General features: G+C 71.6%; 16 protein-coding genes. All 16 read left to right on the top strand.

What is annotated here, in order from left to right; translation table 11 throughout:
- Window positions 1-11 precede the first annotated feature (11 nt).
- The 16 genes from murG to BLV76_RS20475 all read left to right on the top strand — a co-directional run bounded on the left by murG (window position 12) and on the right by BLV76_RS20475 (window position 16665).
- On the top strand, window positions 12-1094 hold the full coding sequence (murG, locus tag BLV76_RS20555; RefSeq protein WP_090971682.1) for an undecaprenyldiphospho-muramoylpentapeptide beta-N-acetylglucosaminyltransferase: 1083 nt from the start codon (window positions 12-14) through the stop codon (window positions 1092-1094).
- The gene (gene murC, locus BLV76_RS20550; RefSeq protein ID WP_090971680.1) at window positions 1091-2503 is read left to right on the top strand and encodes a UDP-N-acetylmuramate--L-alanine ligase; all 1413 of its coding nucleotides are present in this window, start codon (window positions 1091-1093) and stop codon (window positions 2501-2503) included. The genes murG and murC overlap by 4 nt, the downstream gene beginning before the upstream one ends.
- Complete coding sequence (locus tag BLV76_RS20545; protein WP_090971678.1) at window positions 2504-3277, top strand: cell division protein FtsQ/DivIB; 774 nt, start codon at window positions 2504-2506, stop codon at window positions 3275-3277. It abuts the gene before it with no gap.
- A gap of 213 nt (window positions 3278-3490) precedes the next feature.
- Window positions 3491-4693: a cell division protein FtsZ gene (gene ftsZ / locus BLV76_RS20540; protein ID WP_090971676.1), complete on the top strand. Its 1203-nt coding sequence runs from the start codon at window positions 3491-3493 to the stop codon at window positions 4691-4693.
- Window positions 4690-5382 (top strand): purine nucleoside phosphorylase YfiH/LACC1 family protein, encoded by a 693-nt coding sequence (locus tag BLV76_RS20535; RefSeq protein WP_090971675.1) that lies wholly within the window; start codon window positions 4690-4692, stop codon window positions 5380-5382. The genes ftsZ and BLV76_RS20535 overlap by 4 nt, the downstream gene beginning before the upstream one ends.
- The gene (locus BLV76_RS20530; RefSeq protein WP_090971673.1) at window positions 5379-6107 is read left to right on the top strand and encodes a YggS family pyridoxal phosphate-dependent enzyme; all 729 of its coding nucleotides are present in this window, start codon (window positions 5379-5381) and stop codon (window positions 6105-6107) included. The genes BLV76_RS20535 and BLV76_RS20530 overlap by 4 nt, the downstream gene beginning before the upstream one ends.
- A gap of 61 nt (window positions 6108-6168) precedes the next feature.
- Window positions 6169-6654: a cell division protein SepF gene (locus BLV76_RS20525; RefSeq protein ID WP_090971671.1), complete on the top strand. Its 486-nt coding sequence runs from the start codon at window positions 6169-6171 to the stop codon at window positions 6652-6654.
- Window positions 6655-6678: 24 nt separating this feature from the next.
- On the top strand, window positions 6679-6972 hold the full coding sequence (locus BLV76_RS20520) for a YggT family protein (RefSeq protein ID WP_090971669.1): 294 nt from the start codon (window positions 6679-6681) through the stop codon (window positions 6970-6972).
- 123 nt (window positions 6973-7095) lie between these two features.
- Window positions 7096-7863, top strand: a complete 768-nt coding sequence (locus tag BLV76_RS20515; RefSeq protein WP_090971667.1) for a DivIVA domain-containing protein — start codon at window positions 7096-7098, stop codon at window positions 7861-7863.
- A 159-nt stretch (window positions 7864-8022) separates the two neighbouring features.
- Window positions 8023-9099 (top strand): TraR/DksA family transcriptional regulator, encoded by a 1077-nt coding sequence (locus tag BLV76_RS22285; protein ID WP_139306648.1) that lies wholly within the window; start codon window positions 8023-8025, stop codon window positions 9097-9099.
- Window positions 9072-9671, top strand: coding sequence for a signal peptidase II (gene lspA / locus BLV76_RS20500; RefSeq protein WP_090971663.1), 600 nt, complete (start codon window positions 9072-9074; stop codon window positions 9669-9671). The genes BLV76_RS22285 and lspA overlap by 28 nt, the downstream gene beginning before the upstream one ends.
- A complete protein-coding gene (locus tag BLV76_RS20495; protein ID WP_090971661.1) occupies window positions 9668-10606 on the top strand; it encodes an RluA family pseudouridine synthase in 939 nt (312 codons plus the stop codon). The genes lspA and BLV76_RS20495 overlap by 4 nt, the downstream gene beginning before the upstream one ends.
- Window positions 10596-11342, top strand: a complete 747-nt coding sequence (locus tag BLV76_RS20490) for a GNAT family N-acetyltransferase (RefSeq protein ID WP_090971659.1) — start codon at window positions 10596-10598, stop codon at window positions 11340-11342. The genes BLV76_RS20495 and BLV76_RS20490 overlap by 11 nt, the downstream gene beginning before the upstream one ends.
- Before the next feature lie 136 nt (window positions 11343-11478).
- Entirely contained in the window at window positions 11479-12453 is a 975-nt protein-coding gene (locus BLV76_RS20485; RefSeq protein WP_090971657.1) for a DUF2332 domain-containing protein, read from the top strand.
- 148 nt (window positions 12454-12601) lie between these two features.
- A complete protein-coding gene (gene dnaE, locus BLV76_RS20480) occupies window positions 12602-16150 on the top strand; it encodes a DNA polymerase III subunit alpha (RefSeq protein WP_090971655.1) in 3549 nt (1182 codons plus the stop codon).
- Window positions 16147-16665 carry a hypothetical protein gene (locus BLV76_RS20475; protein WP_090971654.1) on the top strand — a complete coding sequence of 173 codons (519 nt, stop codon included), beginning with the start codon at window positions 16147-16149 and terminating at the stop codon, window positions 16663-16665. The genes dnaE and BLV76_RS20475 overlap by 4 nt, the downstream gene beginning before the upstream one ends.
- Window positions 16666-16721 lie beyond the last annotated feature (56 nt).

Genomic DNA, 16721 nt, shown 5'->3' with positions numbered 1-16721 from the left:
ATTCGGCTCCGATGCGCGTCCTTCTCGCCGGCGGCGGCTCCGCCGGCCACACCTCGCCCCTGCTCGCCACCGCCGACGCCCTGCGTCGCCTCGACCCGGCGACCGAGATCACCTGCCTCGGCACCCGCGAGGGCCTCGAGTCGCGCCTGGTGCCGGAGGCGGGGCTGCCGCTCGAGTTCGTGCCCCGCGTGCCGCTGCCGCGCCGGCCCAGCGCCGACCTGCTGCGGACGCCGACCCGGTTGCGCGCCGCGCGCTCGGCCGCGCTGGAGGTGGTCGACCGGGTGCGCCCCGACGTGGTCGTCGGCTTCGGCGGCTACGTCTCCGTGCCGGCCTACCTCGCCGCGCGCAGCCGCGGCCTGCCGATCGTGGTCCACGAGGGCAACGCGATCCCCGGCGTGGCCAACAAGCTCGGCGCGCGGATGACCACGCACGTCGCGACCAGCTTCCCCGACACCGTGCTGCCGCACGCCGTCGTCACCGGCCTGCCCATCCGGCGGCTGATCTCCACGCTCGACCGCGCGTCGCTGCGCGCGGAGGCGCTGAGCACCTTCGGGCTCCGCGACGACCTGCCGACCCTGATGGTGACCGGCGGCTCCCAGGGCGCCGCCCGGATCAACGCCGCCGTCTCCGGTGCGGCCGCCGACCTGGCCGCAGCCGGTGTGCAGGTGCTCCACATCGTCGGGCCCAAGCACGAGCTCACGGTGGCCTCCGGCGACGTCCCCTACGTCGTGCTCAACTACGTCGACCGGATGGACCTCGCCTACGCGGCCGCCGACGCCGTGCTCTGCCGCTCGGGCAGCAACACCGTCACCGAGGTCTCCGGCGTCGGCCTGCCGGCGATCTACGTCCCGCTGCCGATCGGCAACGGCGAGCAGTCGCTCAACGCCCGTCCGGTGGTCGACGCCGGCGGCGGCCTCATGGTCGCCGACGGCGCGCTGACGCCGGAGTGGGTCACGGCCAGCGTGCCCGGCCTGCTGACCGACGCCGCGCGGCTCGCCGAGATGGGAGCCGCCGCCCGGGGGGTCATCCCGCTCGACGCGGACGAGAAGCTGGCCCGGATGGTCCTCGACGCCCGTGAGGTCGGCCCGGCGTGAGGATCCCTGTCCCCGACGAGATCCTGCCCGCCGACCGGCTCGGCCGGGTCCACTGCGTCGGCATCGGCGGCGCGGGGATCTCCGCGATCGCCCGGATCATGGCCCAGCAGGGCGTCGTGGTCAGCGGCAGCGACGACAACGACACTCCCTTCCTCCCCGCGCTGCGCGAGCTCGGCGTCACCTGCCACCTGGGCTACGACGCCGCCCACGTCGCGGACGCCGACACCCTGGTCGTGACCACCGCCGCCCGCGAGGACAACCCCGAGGTGCTCGAGGCCCGGCGCCGCGGCCTGCGGATCCTGCCGCGCTCGGCCGGCCTGGCCGCCGTGATGGCCGGCTCCCGCGTCCTCGCCGTGGCCGGCACGCACGGCAAGACGACGACCACCGGCCTGCTCACCTCCGCGCTGCTCGCGGCCGGCCGCGATCCGTCGTACGCCGTCGGGGGCGTGCTGAGCGCCACAGGCCGCAACTCCGACGCCGGCAGCGACGACCTCTTCGTGGCCGAGGCCGACGAGAGCGACGGCGCCTTCCTGCACTACCGCCCGCACGCCGCGATCGTCACCAACGTCGAGGCCGACCACCTCGACAACTGGGGCACCGAGGAGGCCTACCACCGCGCCTTCGAGGAGTTCACCGACACGATCGACCGCGACGGCTTCCTGGTCTGCGTGCTCGACGACCCCGGTGCCGCCGACCTCGCCCGGTTCGCCCGCGACGCCGGCCTCGACGTCGTCACGGTGGGGGAGTCCGCCGACGCCGACGTGCGCATCCACGACCTCTCGCTCGCCGGCTCCACCTCGACCTGCCGCGTCTCCCGCGCCGGCGCCGACCTGGGTGAGCTGCGGCTGCGGATCCCCGGTCGCCACTACGTCCTCGACGCCGTCGCCGCGCTGGCGATGGGCCTGCGGCTGGGCTGCGCCTTCGACGCCCTGGTCGAGGGGCTCGGCGGGTTCACCGGCACGGGACGCCGGATGGAGCTCAAGGGCGAGGTCGACGGCATCCGCGTCTACGACTCCTACGCCCACCACCCCGTCGAGATCCGGGGCGACCTCGAGGCCGCGCGCGCCCTCGCCGGCGCGGGCCGGGTGGTCGCTGCGTTCCAGCCCCACCTCGTCTCGCGCACCCGGATCTTCGGCGAGGCGATGGGCGTCGCGCTCGGTGCGGCCGACGAGGTCGTCGTGCTCGACGTCTACGTCGCCCGCGAGGACCCGGACCCGGCCGTCACCGGTCGCCTCGTCGCGGACGCCGTGCCGCTCCCGGCGGCGCAGGTGGCCTACGTCGACGGGCTCCCCGCCGCTGCCCGTGCCCTCGCCGACCGGGCCCGCCCGGGCGACCTCGTCATCACCCTCGGCGCCGGCGACGTCACGACCGTGGGACCGCTCGTGCTCGCGCTGCTCGGGAGCGCCTGAGTGGACCCGGCAGGGCAGGTCCGCGCCGACCCGCGCGACGCGAAGTCCGCACGCAGCGCGCTGCGCACGCGCAAGCGGTTCGCCCGACGCCAGTGGGCCCGGCGGTGGCTCTCGCTGCGCTACGTCCTGGCCCTGCTGCTCGTCCTCGCGCTCGTCGGCGGGGGCATCTACCTCGTGTTCTTCTCCAGCGCGCTGCAGGTCAAGAAGGTGCAGGTCGTGGGCAACTCCCTGCTCAGTGACGACCGCGTGCGCGAGTTCGCCGACGTCCCGATGGGGGAGCAGCTCGCCCTCGTCGACCTGGACCGGGCCTCGGCCCGGGTGGGAGCACTGGCCGAGGTGAAGTCGGTCGACGTCACGCGCTCGTGGCCCGACGGCGTACGCATCGAGGTCGTCGAGCGCACCCCCGTCGCGGTCGTCGAGCTGGGCGGGCGACTCCGCGGCCTCGACGCCGACGGCGTCGTCTTCCGCGAGTACAAGGCGGCCCCGAAGGGGATGCCGCGCATCCGGCCCGGCGCCGCCGCCGGCACCGACGCGCTGAAGGAGGCCGCGACCGTCGTCTCGGCCCTCCCGAAGGACCTCGCCGCGCGCGTCGACCACGTCGAGGTCGCGACCGTCGACCAGATCACCCTCGTCCTGCGCGACCAGCGCCAGGTGCTGTGGGGGAGTGCGGAGGACTCCGCCACCAAGGCCGAGGTCCTCGACGGCCTGCTCGCCGCCGTCCAGGCGCAGTCCTACGACGTCAGCGTCCCTGGCAACCCGACCACCCGCGGCTGACGCGGAATTTCTTTGCCGACACGCCCGCGATGGGCGTGTCCGGCGGGGTTTCGTGCTGCGCGGCTCCTAATCTCTAGCGAAAGGCGAGGTTGACATAACTATAACCCTCAGGTTCACCGTTAGGGTTCACGGTTCGCCGAGGGCAGCAGCTCGACCTCCTCGTCCTTCCCCTCCTTCTCGCACCAGTCGTCCCACATCGAAAGGCCCCGAGCCGTGGCAGCAGCGCAGAACTACCTGGCGATCATCAAGGTCGTGGGCATCGGCGGTGGCGGCGTCAACGCCGTCAACCGGATGATCGAGGTCGGCCTCAAGGGCGTCGAGTTCATCGCGATCAACACCGACGCCCAGGCACTCCTCATGAGCGACGCCGACGTCAAGCTCGACATCGGCCGCGAGCTCACGCGTGGCCTCGGTGCCGGCGCCAACCCCGACGTCGGGGCGAAGGCCGCCGAGGACCACGCCGACGAGATCGAGGAGGTCATCAAGGGCGCCGACATGGTCTTCGTGACCGCCGGCGAGGGTGGCGGCACCGGCACCGGCGGCGCGCCCGTCGTGGCCCGCATCGCCCGCTCGCTCGGTGCGCTCACCATCGGCGTCGTCACCCGTCCGTTCGCGTTCGAGGGCCGGCGCCGCGCCAACTCCGCGGAGGAGGGCATCAGCCAGCTCCGCGAGGAGGTCGACACCCTCATCGTGATCCCCAACGACCGGCTGCTGTCGATCACCGACCGCAACGTGTCGATCCTCGACGCCTTCAAGCAGGCCGACCAGGTGCTGCTCCAGGGCGTCTCGGGCATCACCGACCTGATCACCACGCCCGGCCTGATCAACCTCGACTTCGCCGACGTGAAGTCCGTGATGGCCAACGCCGGCTCCGCCCTCATGGGCATCGGCTCGGCCCGCGGCGAGGACCGTGCGGTCGCCGCCGCGGAGATGGCGGTCTCCAGCCCGCTGCTCGAGGCGAGCATCGAGGGCGCGCACGGCGTGCTGCTCTCGATCGCCGGTGGCTCCGACCTCGGCCTCTTCGAGATCAACGAGGCCGCCGCCCTCGTGTCGCAGTCCGCGCACGCCGAGGCCAACATCATCTTCGGCGCCACGATCGACGACGCCCTCGGCGACGAGGTCCGCGTCACCGTGATCGCGGCCGGCTTCGACGGCGGGATGCCCAAGCGCCGCTCCGACGGCAACGTGCTGGGACGCACGGCGGCCCCGGCGCAGACCCAGGAGCAGACCCGCGCCGCGGCCCAGCAGATCGCGACCAAGGCCCCTGCCCCGGCCTCCGCGTCCGCGGAGCCCGCGCCGACCACGTTCGCCCCGTCCTCCTCGTCCGGCGCCGAGGCCCAGCCGACACAGCCGAAGCCGGCCAGGCAGGTCCAGTTCGACGACGACGACCTGGACGTGCCCGACTTCTTGAAGTGAGGTTCCTCCACCGCGACTCCCTGGCCACGGCGCACGGCGCCGTGGCCGTGGGGTTCACCGACCAGCTGCCGATCGTCCCCGACGTGGGTCAGGCGCGCGCCACCGTGCTCGCCGGACTCGCGGAGGAGACGGGCCTCACCCCCTTCGTCATGCACCAGGTCCACGGTGCCGACGTGCACGTCGTGCGCGCCGGCGACGTGGCCGACCAGCCGGTCCTGTCCGTCGACGCGTTGGCGACCACACGCACCGACGTGGCCCTGGTGGCACGCGCCGCGGACTGCGTGCCCCTCGTCCTGGCCTCACCCGAGGGGGCGATCGCCGCGATCCACGCGGGTCGGCGCGGGATGGCCCTCGGAGTCGTGCCGGCCGCCGTGGAGCAGGTGCGCGACCTCGGCGCGATGGAGGTGACGGCCTGGGTCGGACCGCACATCTGCGGCCGCTGCTACGAGGTGCCGCAGGAGATGCAGGACGACGTCGCGGCGCAGGTGCCGGCGTCGCGGTCCACGACGTCCTGGGGCACGCCCGCGCTCGACCTCGGCGCAGGCGTCACCGCCCAGCTCGAGGCCGCCGGGGTCACCGACGTGCGGCTCCTGGACGCCTGCACGCGCGAGGACCCCCGCTGGCCGTCGTACCGCCGCGACGGCGCCGCTTCCCTGCGCTTCGCCGCCGTCGTGTGGAGCGAGTCGTGACCGACTCCGACTCCGACTTCGGCTCCGACGCGAGGCGCGACGAGCTCACTGCCCACCTCGACCTCGTACGACGCCGCATCGCCGCCGCGTGCGCCGAGGCGGGGCGCGACGCCGGCGAGGTGCAGCTCGTGGTCGTCACCAAGTACTTCCCTGCCTCCGACGTGCGCTTGCTCGCCGGGCTCGGGGTCACCGACGTGGGTGAGAACCGCCACCAGGAGGCGGAGGCCAAGGCCGCCGAGTGCGCCGACCTCGGCCTGCGGTGGCACTTCATCGGCGGGCTCCAGTCCAACAAGGCCGGCGCCGTGGCGTCCTACGCCGACGTGGTGGAGTCGGTCGACCGCGCCAAGCTGGTCGGCCCGCTCTCGCGCGGCGCCCACGGTCGCGGACACGAGGTCGACGTGCTCCTGCAGGTCAGCCTCGACCCGCCCGGGGCCGACCACCGCTCCGGCGTCGACTCGGCCGGCCTCGCCGAGCTCGCCGCCAAGGTGGAGGAGGCCGGGATGCTCCGGCTGCGCGGCCTGATGGCCGTCGCACCGCTGGGTGAGCAGCCCGAGGCCGCCTTCGACCGGCTCGCCGGCATCCGCTCGTCCTTCGTCTCCGACCACCCGGGGGCGACCGTGCTGTCCGCGGGGATGAGCGGCGACCTCGAGGCGGCGATCACCCGTGGCGCGACACACGTGCGTGTCGGCTCCGCGGTCCTCGGTCCGAGGCCTGCGGTCCAGTAATGTCCACAACAGTCAACAGGCGTCCCATGAGGGGCGCCGGGTCTAGCGGAGGATCTGTCTCATGAGCGGCGCGATGCGCAAGATCGGCGAGTACCTCGGCCTGCTCGAGGACACCGGCCACTACGACGAGTACGACGGCGACGCCGAGACCTCGACCCAGGAGGCTGTCGACCAGCGTCCGGTCCAGCGTGAGCGCCGCCCTGCCCCTGTGTCCGACCTTGCCGAGCGCCGCCGACCGGCCTCGGTCCAGACGGGAGTCGTGGCCGAGTTGAGCCGCATCACCACCCTGCACCCCCGCAACTACAACGAGGCGCGCCTCGTCGGCGAGAACTACCGCGACGGCACGCCCGTGATCATGAACCTCAGCGAGATGGACGACAACGACGCCAAGCGCCTCGTCGACTTCGCCGCCGGCCTCATCTTCGCGACCCGCGGATCCATCGAGCGCGTGACCAACAAGGTCTTCCTGCTCTCGCCGCCCAACGTGGCGATCTCGGCCGAGGACAAGGAGCGGATGGTCGAGGACGGGTTCTTCAACCAGTCCTGACCAGCCCTCCGCGATACTGACGACGTGTACGCCATCGGCCTGACGCTCTACTACGTCCTCTTCTTCTTCATCGCCCTGCTCTGGATCCGGTTCATCGTCGACTGGGTCCAGGTGTTCGCCCGGCAGTGGGAGCCGAGGGGGCCGCTGCTCGTCGCGCTCGAGGGCGTCTACTCCGCCACCGACCCGCCCATCGTGGCGTTGAGGCGCGTGATCCCGCCGCTGCGGATCGGTCAGGTGGCCCTCGACCTGAGCTTCCTGCTGGTGATGGTGGCAGCATGGCTGCTGCTCCGAGTGGTCGCGACCATCTTCTTGCAGTAGTACTGGAACCAGTACTGGAACCATCCGTCACATGGGTCACTGTGCCCCGTGGCATTCCGGGCGCTATTGTCTTCTGACAGCAGAGCCACCGAGTAATCGAATCGTGAAAGTTTGGGTGACGTCATGCCGCTGACGCCTGAGGACGTGAGCAACAAGCGTTTTACGCCTGTCCGGCTCCGTGAGGGTTACGACATGGGCGAGGTGGACCAGTTCCTCGACGAGGTCGAGGCCGAGCTCGCCCGCCTCACCAAGGAGAACGACGACCTCCGGTCCAAGCTGTCGGCTGCCCAGTCCGGCGGCTCGTCGACCCCGGCGCCCGCCCCGGTGTCGTTCGCGCCTGCTGCCCCCGAGCCGGAGCCCGAGCCGGAGCCCGAGCCCGAGCCGGTCGCCGCCCCGGCGCCCGTGCCGGCCGCCGCGCCCGCCGCCCCCGTGCAGACGGTGCGCGTCGAGACCGTCGCAGACGCGTCCAACGCTGCCGCCCGCCTCCTCGAGATCGCGACGCGCAACGCGGACGAGCTCGTCGAGGACGCCAAGAACGAGGCCGACCGCATCGTCGGCGCCGCGCGCACCAAGGCCGAGCGCCTCGAGGGCGAGTCGAAGACCAAGGCCGACCGCATGGAGGCCGACGCCCGCCAGCGTTCGCAGATGCTCGACTCCGAGACCGCCGAGCGCCGCCAGCAGATGTTCGGCGACCTCGAGAAGGAGCGCGACAAGCTCAACGGCGACGTGGAGACGCTGCGCCAGTTCGAGCGCGAGTACCGCTCCCGCCTCAAGACCTACTTCACCCAGCAGCTCGAGTCCCTCTCCACGGGGGCCGAGAGCCAGGCGCCGGTCGACAGCGGCACCGCGCCGAAGCGCCTGCGCTCCGTGCTCGGCGACGACGAGGGCTGACCCCTTCGAACAGGCCTGTGAAAAGCGAGGACGACCGCCCGTGAGGGTGGTCGTCCTCGCTTTTCGGCGTGGCTGTGTTGGCTGGCCCTCCGACAGCGGCTACTGTCCCTGCCACCGTGTGGCTCGAGCCACACCCGACGCTCCTGGGGGTCCTCGGAGATGGCAGGCACAACGCGCAAGTCCCTGGCCGGTACGGCCGCTGCCGCCGCCCGTCGCGTGATCGGGCGCTCGGGGAGCGCGTCCAAGGCCGCTCCGGCGAAGAAGGCAGCGCCGGCCGCGAAGAAGGCTGCGCCCGCCAAGAAGGCTGCGCCCGCCAAGAAGGCTGCGCCTGCCAAGAAGGCTCCCGCGACGAAGGCCGCTCCGGTGGCGAAGGCTCCTGCGAAGAAGGCTCCCGCGAAGAAGGCCGCTCCGGTGGCGAAGGCTCCTGCGAAGAAGGCTCCTGTCAAGAAGGCCGCTCCGGCGGAGAAGGCTCCCGCGAAGAAGACTCCAGCAAAGAAGGCTCCGGCGAAGAAGGCCGCGCCCGCGACGAAGAAGGCCGCGCCCGCCAAGAAGGCCGCTGCGAAGAAGGCCGCGCCCGCCAAGAAGGCCGCTGCGACGACGGCCGCTCCGGCTGCGAAGGCTCCCGCGAAGAAGGCCCCCGTCACGAAGGCTGCGCCTGCCACGAAGGCCCCCGCGAAGAAGGCCCCCGCCGCCGGGAAGAAGACCGCGGCCACGAGGGTTGGAGCGGCCAGCAACACTGTTGCCACCCAGACCGCGACTACGAAGAAGGCAGCCCCCGTGACGAAGGCCGCTACCGCGCCCGACAAGTCGGTCGCACCCAAGAAGGTCAAGAAGGCCACCCCCAGCACGCTCGTCGTGCTCGAGGGCGAGGACGCCTGGACGAAGGCGGAGCTCAACGAGGTCGTCAAGGAGCTCACCGAGCACCAGGAGCGCCTCACCACGATCATCGGCCAGGCCGAGGAGGAGCTCTCCGGGCTGATGCGCGACGCCGGGGACGGCGCCGGGCAGGACCAGGCCGACGTCGGTGCGACGAGCTTCGAGCGCGACCACGAGTTCACCGTGCTCGCCAAGGAGCGCGAGACGCTGGCCGAGATCGAGCGCGCCCTCGCGCACATCGACGACGGCTCCTACGGCGTCTGCGACTCCTGCGGCAACCCCATCGGCAAGAATCGGTTGATGGCTCGGCCCCATGCCACACTGTGCCTGTCATGCAAGCAGCGCGAGGAGCGTCGCTGAACCCCAGCGACCAGGTCGATCAGCAGCAGGTCCGTCGACGCATCGACGCCCGGCTCGTCTTCGCCGCCGTGGCGCTGGTGGCCTACGCCGCCGACCTCGGCACCAAGGAGTGGGCGCTGTCCGCTCTCGCCGACGGCGACGTCCCGCTGGTCGGTGACTGGTTCACGCTGCACCTGACCTTCAACCCGGGAGCCGCGTTCAGCACCGGCACCGGGTTCACGATCGTCTTCACCTGCCTGGCGATGGTGGCCGTGGTCGTCGTGCTGTGGCTGAGCCGCCGCCTCGGCAGCACGGGCTGGGCGATCGGCCTGGGCGTGCTGCTCGGCGGCGTCAGCGGCAACCTCACCGACCGGATCTTCCGCGAGCCGGAGCCGTTCCACGGGCACGTGGTCGACTTCCTGATGCTGCCCAACTGGCCCGTCTTCAACCTCGCCGACGTCTGCATCAACATCGCCGCGGGCGTGATCATCCTCCAGACCTTCCGGGGCATCCGGATCGACGGCACCCGCGAGGGGCAGCACGCCGACGGGGAGCCCGCGCAGGATCCCGAGCAGAATCCCGGGCCGGCGTGACCACCCACGCCGAGCAGCGCACGGTCTTCGTCCCCGACGGCCTGGCGGGCGAGCGCGTCGACGCCGCGATGGCGAGGATGTTCGGCTTCTCCCGCACCAAGGCCGCCGACCTGATCTCGCAGGGCCTGGTCCACCTCGACGGCACCGCGGCCGGCAAGAGCGACCGGGTCGACGCGGGCGCGATGCTCGACGTGACCATCCCCGCCGAGCGCGACCCGCTCGAGGTGAAGCCCGAGATCGTCGAGGGCATCCGGATCGTCCACGACGACGACGCCATCGTCGTGATCGACAAGCCCGTGGGCGTGGCGGTGCACCCGTCCCCGGGCTGGCGCGGGCCCACCGTCGTCGGCCACCTCGCCGGCGCGGGCTTCCGGATCTCGACCTCCGGGGCCAAGGAGCGCGAGGGCATCGTCCAACGCCTCGACGTCGGGACCTCCGGCGTCATGGTGATCGCGAAGTCCGAGCACGCCTACTCGGTGCTCAAGAACGCCTTCCGCCAGCGCACGGTCGACAAGACCTACCACGCGCTCGTCCAGGGGCACCCGGACCCGCTCGCGGGCACGGTCGACGCGCCGATCGGCCGCCACCCGAACCACGACTACAAGTTCGCCGTGATGGCCGACGGCCGCCACAGCGTCACGCACTACGAGACGCTCGAGGCACACCGCTTCGCCAGCCTCCTCGAGATACACCTCGAGACCGGTCGCACCCACCAGATCCGCGTCCACATGAGCGCGCTCAAGCACCCGTGCGTCGGCGACCTCACCTACGGCGCCGACCCGACCCTCGCCAAGCGCCTCGGCCTCGAGCGGCAGTGGCTGCACGCGATGCGCCTCGGCTTCGAGCACCCCGAGACCGGTGACTACGTCACCTACGAGTCCTCCTACCCCGACGACCTCGCCCACGCGCTCGAGGCCATTCGAGATGAACACTGACGCGACGCCCACGGACAGGCGGGTGCAGACCATCGACCTGGCCCTCCGCCCGGCGACGGCGGCAGACCTGCCGGCGATCGCGGAGGTGCACCTCGCCTCCCGCGCCGGCGCGGGAGAGGCCTTCCCGCCCGACGTGCACAGCGCCGACGAGGCCAGGTCGTGGGTCGCCGGCTGGGACCTGACGTCGTACGACGTCCACGTGGCCGAGCTGGACGGGCGGGTCGTCGGCTACACGCGAGCCACGCCGACGTGGCTCGACGACCTCTACGTGCTGCCCGACGCGCAGGGGAGCGGCGTCGGCTCCGCGCTGCTGCTGCGGGTCCTGGCCGACCACCCGGACGGCATCGGGCTGTGGGTCTTCGAGTCCAACCTCCCGGCCCGGGCGTTCTACGCCCACCACGGCTTCCTCGCGCTCGAGCGGACCGACGGCTCCGTCAACGACGAGAAGGCGCCCGACATCAAGCTGGTCTGGCCGGGCCGGGACCCGCTCGCCTTCCTGCGCTCGATGATCGACGAGGTCGACCTCGTGCTCGGCGACGTGCTGGCACGCCGCACGGCCCTCACGCGCGTCGTGCAGGGCCTCAAGCCGTCCACCGAGCGCGACCCCGTGCGCGAGGCCGAGATCGCGCACCGCGTCGCGCAGGTGGTGCCCGAGCTCGGTGACGAGCGCGTGGCCCGGATCGTCGACCTGATCATCACCGAGTCCATCGCCGCCGCGACCGACGACCAGCGCTGACCGTGCTGCCGACAGGCGTGCGCGAGCGTGGCCTCGAGTTCTCCGGCATCCGGATGGGCAACGCCGGCATCGGCCCGGGCGGAGCGTTCCCGACCCGCCGCTGACGCGACGCCCGCAGAGGCGGAGGATGGGTCGCATGCTGCTCCATGGCGACCTGATCGAGGAGTACCGCGACTTCGCCACCTACGCCGCGGGCGACTCACCCTGCTTCGAGGAGTGGGCCCTCGGCGTCGTCGGCGACGAGGAGGTCCTGGCGTGGCTCGCCGGCCTGCCGCCGATCAAGCGGCAGCCGAACCTCGTCTTCGCGGCCGCCCGCTGGCACGGCGCACCCGCGCCGGGGTCGTACGCCGGACTGCGGGAGGTGCTGCTGGAGCAGGAGCCGGCGGTCAGGGCGACGATCCTGGCGCGCGCGACCCAGACCAACGAGGTCGGCCGGCTGGCCACCCTGGCGCCGGTGCTCGGGCTGGTCGGCGAGCAGGCACAGGGGCCGCTCGCCCTGGTCGAGGTGGGGGCGAGCGCCGGACTCTGCCTCCATCCCGACCGCTACGACTACGCCTGGCCGCCACTGGGCGAGCTGCGGGGGAGCGGCGGACCGCTCCTCACAGCCACGGCGACCGGGCCGGTGCCGGTCCCCGCCGCGCACCCGGAGGTCGCGTGGCGCGGGGGCGTCGACCTGAACCCGCTCGGCGTGACCGACCCCGACGCCATGGCCTGGCTGGAGAACCTGGTGTGGCCCGAGCAGGACGAGCGCCGCGAGCGGCTGCGCGCCGCGATCGAGGTGGCGCGCCGCGAACCGCCCGTGCTGAGGCGGGGCGACCTGTTCGACCACGTGGAGGACCTGGTCGAGGAGGCTTCGCCCCACGGCGTGCCGGTGGTGTTCCACTCCGCGGTCATCGCCTACCTCGAGCCGCACGACCGCGAGCGGTTCCACGACCTGATGACCGGCCTGGTGGCCGCCGGCCGGTGCCGGTGGATCAGCAACGAGGGGCGGCGGGTGCTGCCCCGCGTGACGGGTGACCTGGAGGTGCCGAGCGGCCGGTTCGTGACCGCTCTCGACGGCGTACCGGTGGCGTGGAGCCACGGCCACGGGCACGCCCTCGACTGGCGGTGAGGGTTGCCGCGGGCGGGCCGTGTCCTGTCGGTGGGGCCGGGCACACTGTCGTAGGCTGACTGCTCTTCCCCCTCTCCGCTGCGCAGTCAGCATCCTCCCGATAGAAACAGCTCCGTCAGCGACCCCGAAAGGTGCGGAAGTCTCCTCCATGTCGGCCGGCGCCACAGACAACTTCGTGCATCTCCACGTGCACACCGAATACTCCATGCTGGACGGAGCCTCGCTCCTCGACGGCCTCTTCACCCGCACGGCCGAGCTCGGCATGCCGGCGATCGCGATGACCGACCACGGCAACCTGCACGGCGCCTACGACTTCTACAGCAAGGCCAAGCGCCACGGCGTGAAGCCGATCATCGGCATCGAGGCCTACCTCACGCCCGGCACGCCGCGCGGGGAGCGCCGGCGCATCCGGTGGGGCAAGGGCGACCTGGCCGAGGAGGGCGGCAAGGACGTCGCCGGTGGCGGCGCCTACACCCACATGACGATGTGGGCCGAGACCACCGAGGGGATGCACAACCTCTTCCGCCTCGCCAGCCTGGCGAGCATCGAGGGCTACTACTACAAGCCCCGCATGGACCGCGAGCTCCTCCAGCAGTACTCGAAGGGCATCATCGCCAGCACCGGCTGCCTGTCGGGCGAGATCCAGACCCGGCTGACGCTGGGCCAGTACGACGAGGCGCTGAAGGCCGCGGGCGAGTTCCAGGACATCTTCGGCAAGGACAACTTCTTCCTCGAGCTGATGGACCACGGCATCGCCGCCGAGCGGGCCACCCGCGAGGACCTGGTCAAGATCGCGAAGACGCTCGGCCTGCCGACGATCGTCACCAACGACACCCACTACACCAACCCCGAGGACGCCGACGGCCAGGACGCCCTGATCTGCGTCGCCTCCGGCAAGCGGCTCTCCGACACCAACCGGCTCAAGTTCGACGGCGGCGGCTACTACATCAAGTCCGCGGCCGAGATGCGCGAGCTCTGGTCGGAGTTCCCCGACGGGTGCGACAACACCCTCGCGATCGCGGAGCGGTGCAACGTCGAGTTCACCGAGTCCACCGGCGGCTACATGGCGCGCGCCGACGTGCCGGCGGGGGAGACCGAGGAGAGCTGGTTCCGCAAGGAGGTGTGGCGCGGCATCGAGGCCCGCTACCCCGGCGACCGGCTCGACCAGCAGGTCAAGGACCGCGTCGAGATGGAGCTCGGCGTCATCTCGCAGAAGGGCTACTGCGGCTACTACCTCGTGGTCGCCGACTTCATCCAGTGGTCCAAGCGCAACGGCATCCGCGTCGGCCCCGGCCGCGGCTCCGGTGCCGGCTCGATCGCCGCCTACGCGCTGAGCATCACCGACCTGTGCCCGCTGGAGCACGGCCTGTTCTTCGAGCGCTTCCTCAACCCCGAGCGCCCCTCGATGCCCGACTTCGACATCGACTTCGACGACGCGCGACGCGGCGAGGTCATCAAGTACGTCACCGAGAAGTACGGCACCGAGCGCGTCGCCCAGATCGCCACCTTCGGCCGGCTGAAGTCCAAGGCCGCGATCAAGGACGCCGCCCGCGTGCTCGACCACGGCTTCGCGATCTCCGACCGCATCACCAAGGCGCTGCCGCCCGACGTGATGGGCAAGGGCGTCGCGCTCAAGGACATCTTCAACACCGAGCACAAGCGCTACGGCGAGGGCGGCGAGTTCCGCGCGCTCCACGACTCCGAGGCCGACGTCCGCACGATCTTCCACACCGCGCTCGGCCTCGAGGGCCAGATCCGCAACTGGGGCGTCCACGCGGCCGGCGTCATCATGTCGAGCGCGCCGATCATCGACGTCGTCCCGATCATGGCGCGCCCGCAGGACGGCGCGATCATCACGCAGTTCGACTACCCGATGTGCGAGTCGCTCGGCCTGGTCAAGATGGACTTCCTCGGCCTGTCCAACCTCCGGATCCTCGAGGACGCGCTGGCCAACATCAAGGTCAACCGCGACCTCGACGTGGTCCTGGAGGAGCTGCCGTTCGACGACCGGCCGACCTACGAGCTGATGGGCCGTGGCGACACGCTCGGCGTCTTCCAGCTCGACGGTTCGGGCATGCGCTCGCTGCTGCGCTCGATGCAGCCCGACGTCTTCGCCGACATCACGGCCGTCTCCGCGCTCTACCGGCCCGGACCGATGGGTGCCGACTCCCACAACAAGTACGCCCGCCGCAAGAACGGTCGCGAGGCGATCGAGCCGATCCACCCGGCTCTCGCCGAGGCGCTCGAGCCCGTGCTGGGAGAGACCTACGGCCTGATCGTCTACCAGGAGCAGGTGATGGCGATCGCCCAGGTCCTGGCCGGCTTCACCCTGGGCGCCGCCGACAACCTCCGCCGCGCGATGGGCAAGAAGAAGAAGGAGGAGCTCGACAAGCAGTACGCCGGGTTCCAGGCCGGCATGCTCGAGCGCAACTTCCCGCAGGTCGCCATCGACAAGCTCTGGGAGATCCTGCTCCCGTTCTCCGACTACGCCTTCAACAAGTCCCACTCCGCGGCCTACGGCGTCATCACCTACTGGACCGCCTACCTCAAGGCCAACTACCCGACGGAGTACATGGCCGCGCTCCTCACCTCGGTGAAGGACGACAAGGACAAGATGGCGATCTACCTCAACGAGTGTCGCCGGATGAAGATCCAGGTCCTGCCGCCCGACGTCAACGAGTCGCACGCCGACTTCACGCCCGTCGGCCAGGACATCCGCTTCGGCCTCACCGCCGTGCGCAACGTCGGGCACAACGTCGTGGCCGGCATCGCCGCCGCGCGCGAGGAGAAGGGCCGCTACGCCGACTTCAACGACTTCATGGAGAAGGTCCCCGCGCTGGTGTGCAACAAGCGCGTCGTGGAGTCGCTGATCAAGGCCGGCGCCTTCGACGACATGAAGCACAAGCGCCGCGCGCTCGTCGCGGTCCACGAGACCGCGGTCGACCAGTTCGTCGACCTCAAGAAGAACGAGGCGATCGGCCAGGACTCCCTCTTCGGCGGGCTCAGCGAGGACGACGGCGGCTTCGGGGTGAGCGTGACCATCCCCGACATCGACGACTGGGACAAGATGACGCTGCTGAGCCACGAGCGGGAGATGCTCGGGCTCTACGTCTCCGACCACCCGCTGCTCGGCCTGGAGCACGTGCTGTCGCAGGGCACCGACTGCACCATCGGCCAGCTCATGCTCGACGAGGACCGCCCGCACGGCTCGACCCTCACCGTCAGCGGCCTGATCACCTCGGTCGCCCGTCGCATCACCAAGCGGGGCGACCCGTGGGCCACGATCACGCTCGAGGACCTCGACGGCGCGATCGACGTGCTGCTGTTCCCCAGCTCCTACTCGCTCGCCTCGACGCTCCTCGTCGAGGACAACATCGTGCGGATCAAGGGCCAGCTCTCGCGTGACAAGGACCAGCCCGAGCTCCGGGCGCAGGAGGTCACCGCGCCCGACCTCACGCAGGGGCCGACCGGTCCGGTCGTCATCAGCCTCCCGTCGACGCGGTGCACGCCGCCCGTCGTGGCGCAGCTGCGCGACGTGCTCGGCACGCACCCCGGCATGACCGAGGTGCAGCTGCGGCTGCTCACCCGCAGCTCGACCAAGGTGCTGAGGCTCGACGACAACCTGCGGGTGAGCCCGAGCCCGGCCCTGTTCGCCGACCTCAAGCAGCTCCTCGGGCCGGGGTGCCTGGCCGGATGAGCGCACTGCGCCGCGTCGGTCTCGTGACCGCGCTGTTCCTCCTCGCCGGAGCCGCCGCGGGCGTGCTCTGGGAGTGGCTGTGGGACCCGACGACGGGCCTGACCTACCAGGGCCAGTGGTACCTCGAGCCCGCCGGCCCCGACCGGTCCTTCAGCAGCATCGCCCTCTTCGTGGTGATCGCCGTGCCGCTCGGGCTGGTGCTCGGCGTGCTCTGCGGGATCTGGCGTGGGCACGAGGTCGTCACCACCGTGAGCGTGCTGGTCGCCGCGGTCGCCGCCGGCTTCCTGATGTACGCCGTGGGCCACGCGCTGGGACCGGCCGACCCGCAGGTGCTGGCGGCTGCGAAGCCCGACTACACGAAGCTGCCGGGGGATCTCGGCCTCACCGCTCCCGACGCCGACCGCGTGGCCTGGCACTCCAGCGCGCTGCTCGCCCTGCCGGCGGGCGCGATGGCTGGTCTGGTCGGCACGTATCTCTTGGGGAAGCAGGGGTTGGCCCGCCGTTCACGTGGGTAGGCTGAGTCCCGACCAGACGGGGTGGTCCCGACCTTCTTCGGGGCGTGTGTGACGTG

This window comes from Nocardioides exalbidus (assembly GCF_900105585.1).
Taxonomy (GTDB): Bacteria; Actinomycetota; Actinomycetes; order Propionibacteriales; family Nocardioidaceae; genus Nocardioides; species Nocardioides exalbidus.
This window is presented reverse-complemented; position numbering and strand designations above follow the sequence as displayed.

Excerpts from the sequence above, each read along its gene's own strand:
- BLV76_RS20485 (WP_090971657.1), top strand. The coding sequence starts at position 11,479 with ATGCTGCTCCATGGCGACCTGATCGAGGAGTACCGCGACTTCGCCACC.
- murG (WP_090971682.1), top strand. The coding sequence starts at position 12 with ATGCGCGTCCTTCTCGCCGGCGGCGGCTCCGCCGGCCACACCTCGCCC.
- BLV76_RS20525 (WP_090971671.1), top strand. The coding sequence starts at position 6,169 with ATGAGCGGCGCGATGCGCAAGATCGGCGAGTACCTCGGCCTGCTCGAG.
- BLV76_RS20475 (WP_090971654.1), top strand. The coding sequence starts at position 16,147 with ATGAGCGCACTGCGCCGCGTCGGTCTCGTGACCGCGCTGTTCCTCCTC.
- BLV76_RS20515 (WP_090971667.1), top strand. The coding sequence starts at position 7,096 with ATGCCGCTGACGCCTGAGGACGTGAGCAACAAGCGTTTTACGCCTGTC.
- lspA (WP_090971663.1), top strand. The coding sequence starts at position 9,072 with ATGCAAGCAGCGCGAGGAGCGTCGCTGAACCCCAGCGACCAGGTCGAT.
- BLV76_RS22285 (WP_139306648.1), top strand. The coding sequence starts at position 8,023 with ATGGCAGGCACAACGCGCAAGTCCCTGGCCGGTACGGCCGCTGCCGCC.
- BLV76_RS20490 (WP_090971659.1), top strand. The coding sequence starts at position 10,596 with ATGAACACTGACGCGACGCCCACGGACAGGCGGGTGCAGACCATCGAC.
- dnaE (WP_090971655.1), top strand. The coding sequence starts at position 12,602 with ATGTCGGCCGGCGCCACAGACAACTTCGTGCATCTCCACGTGCACACC.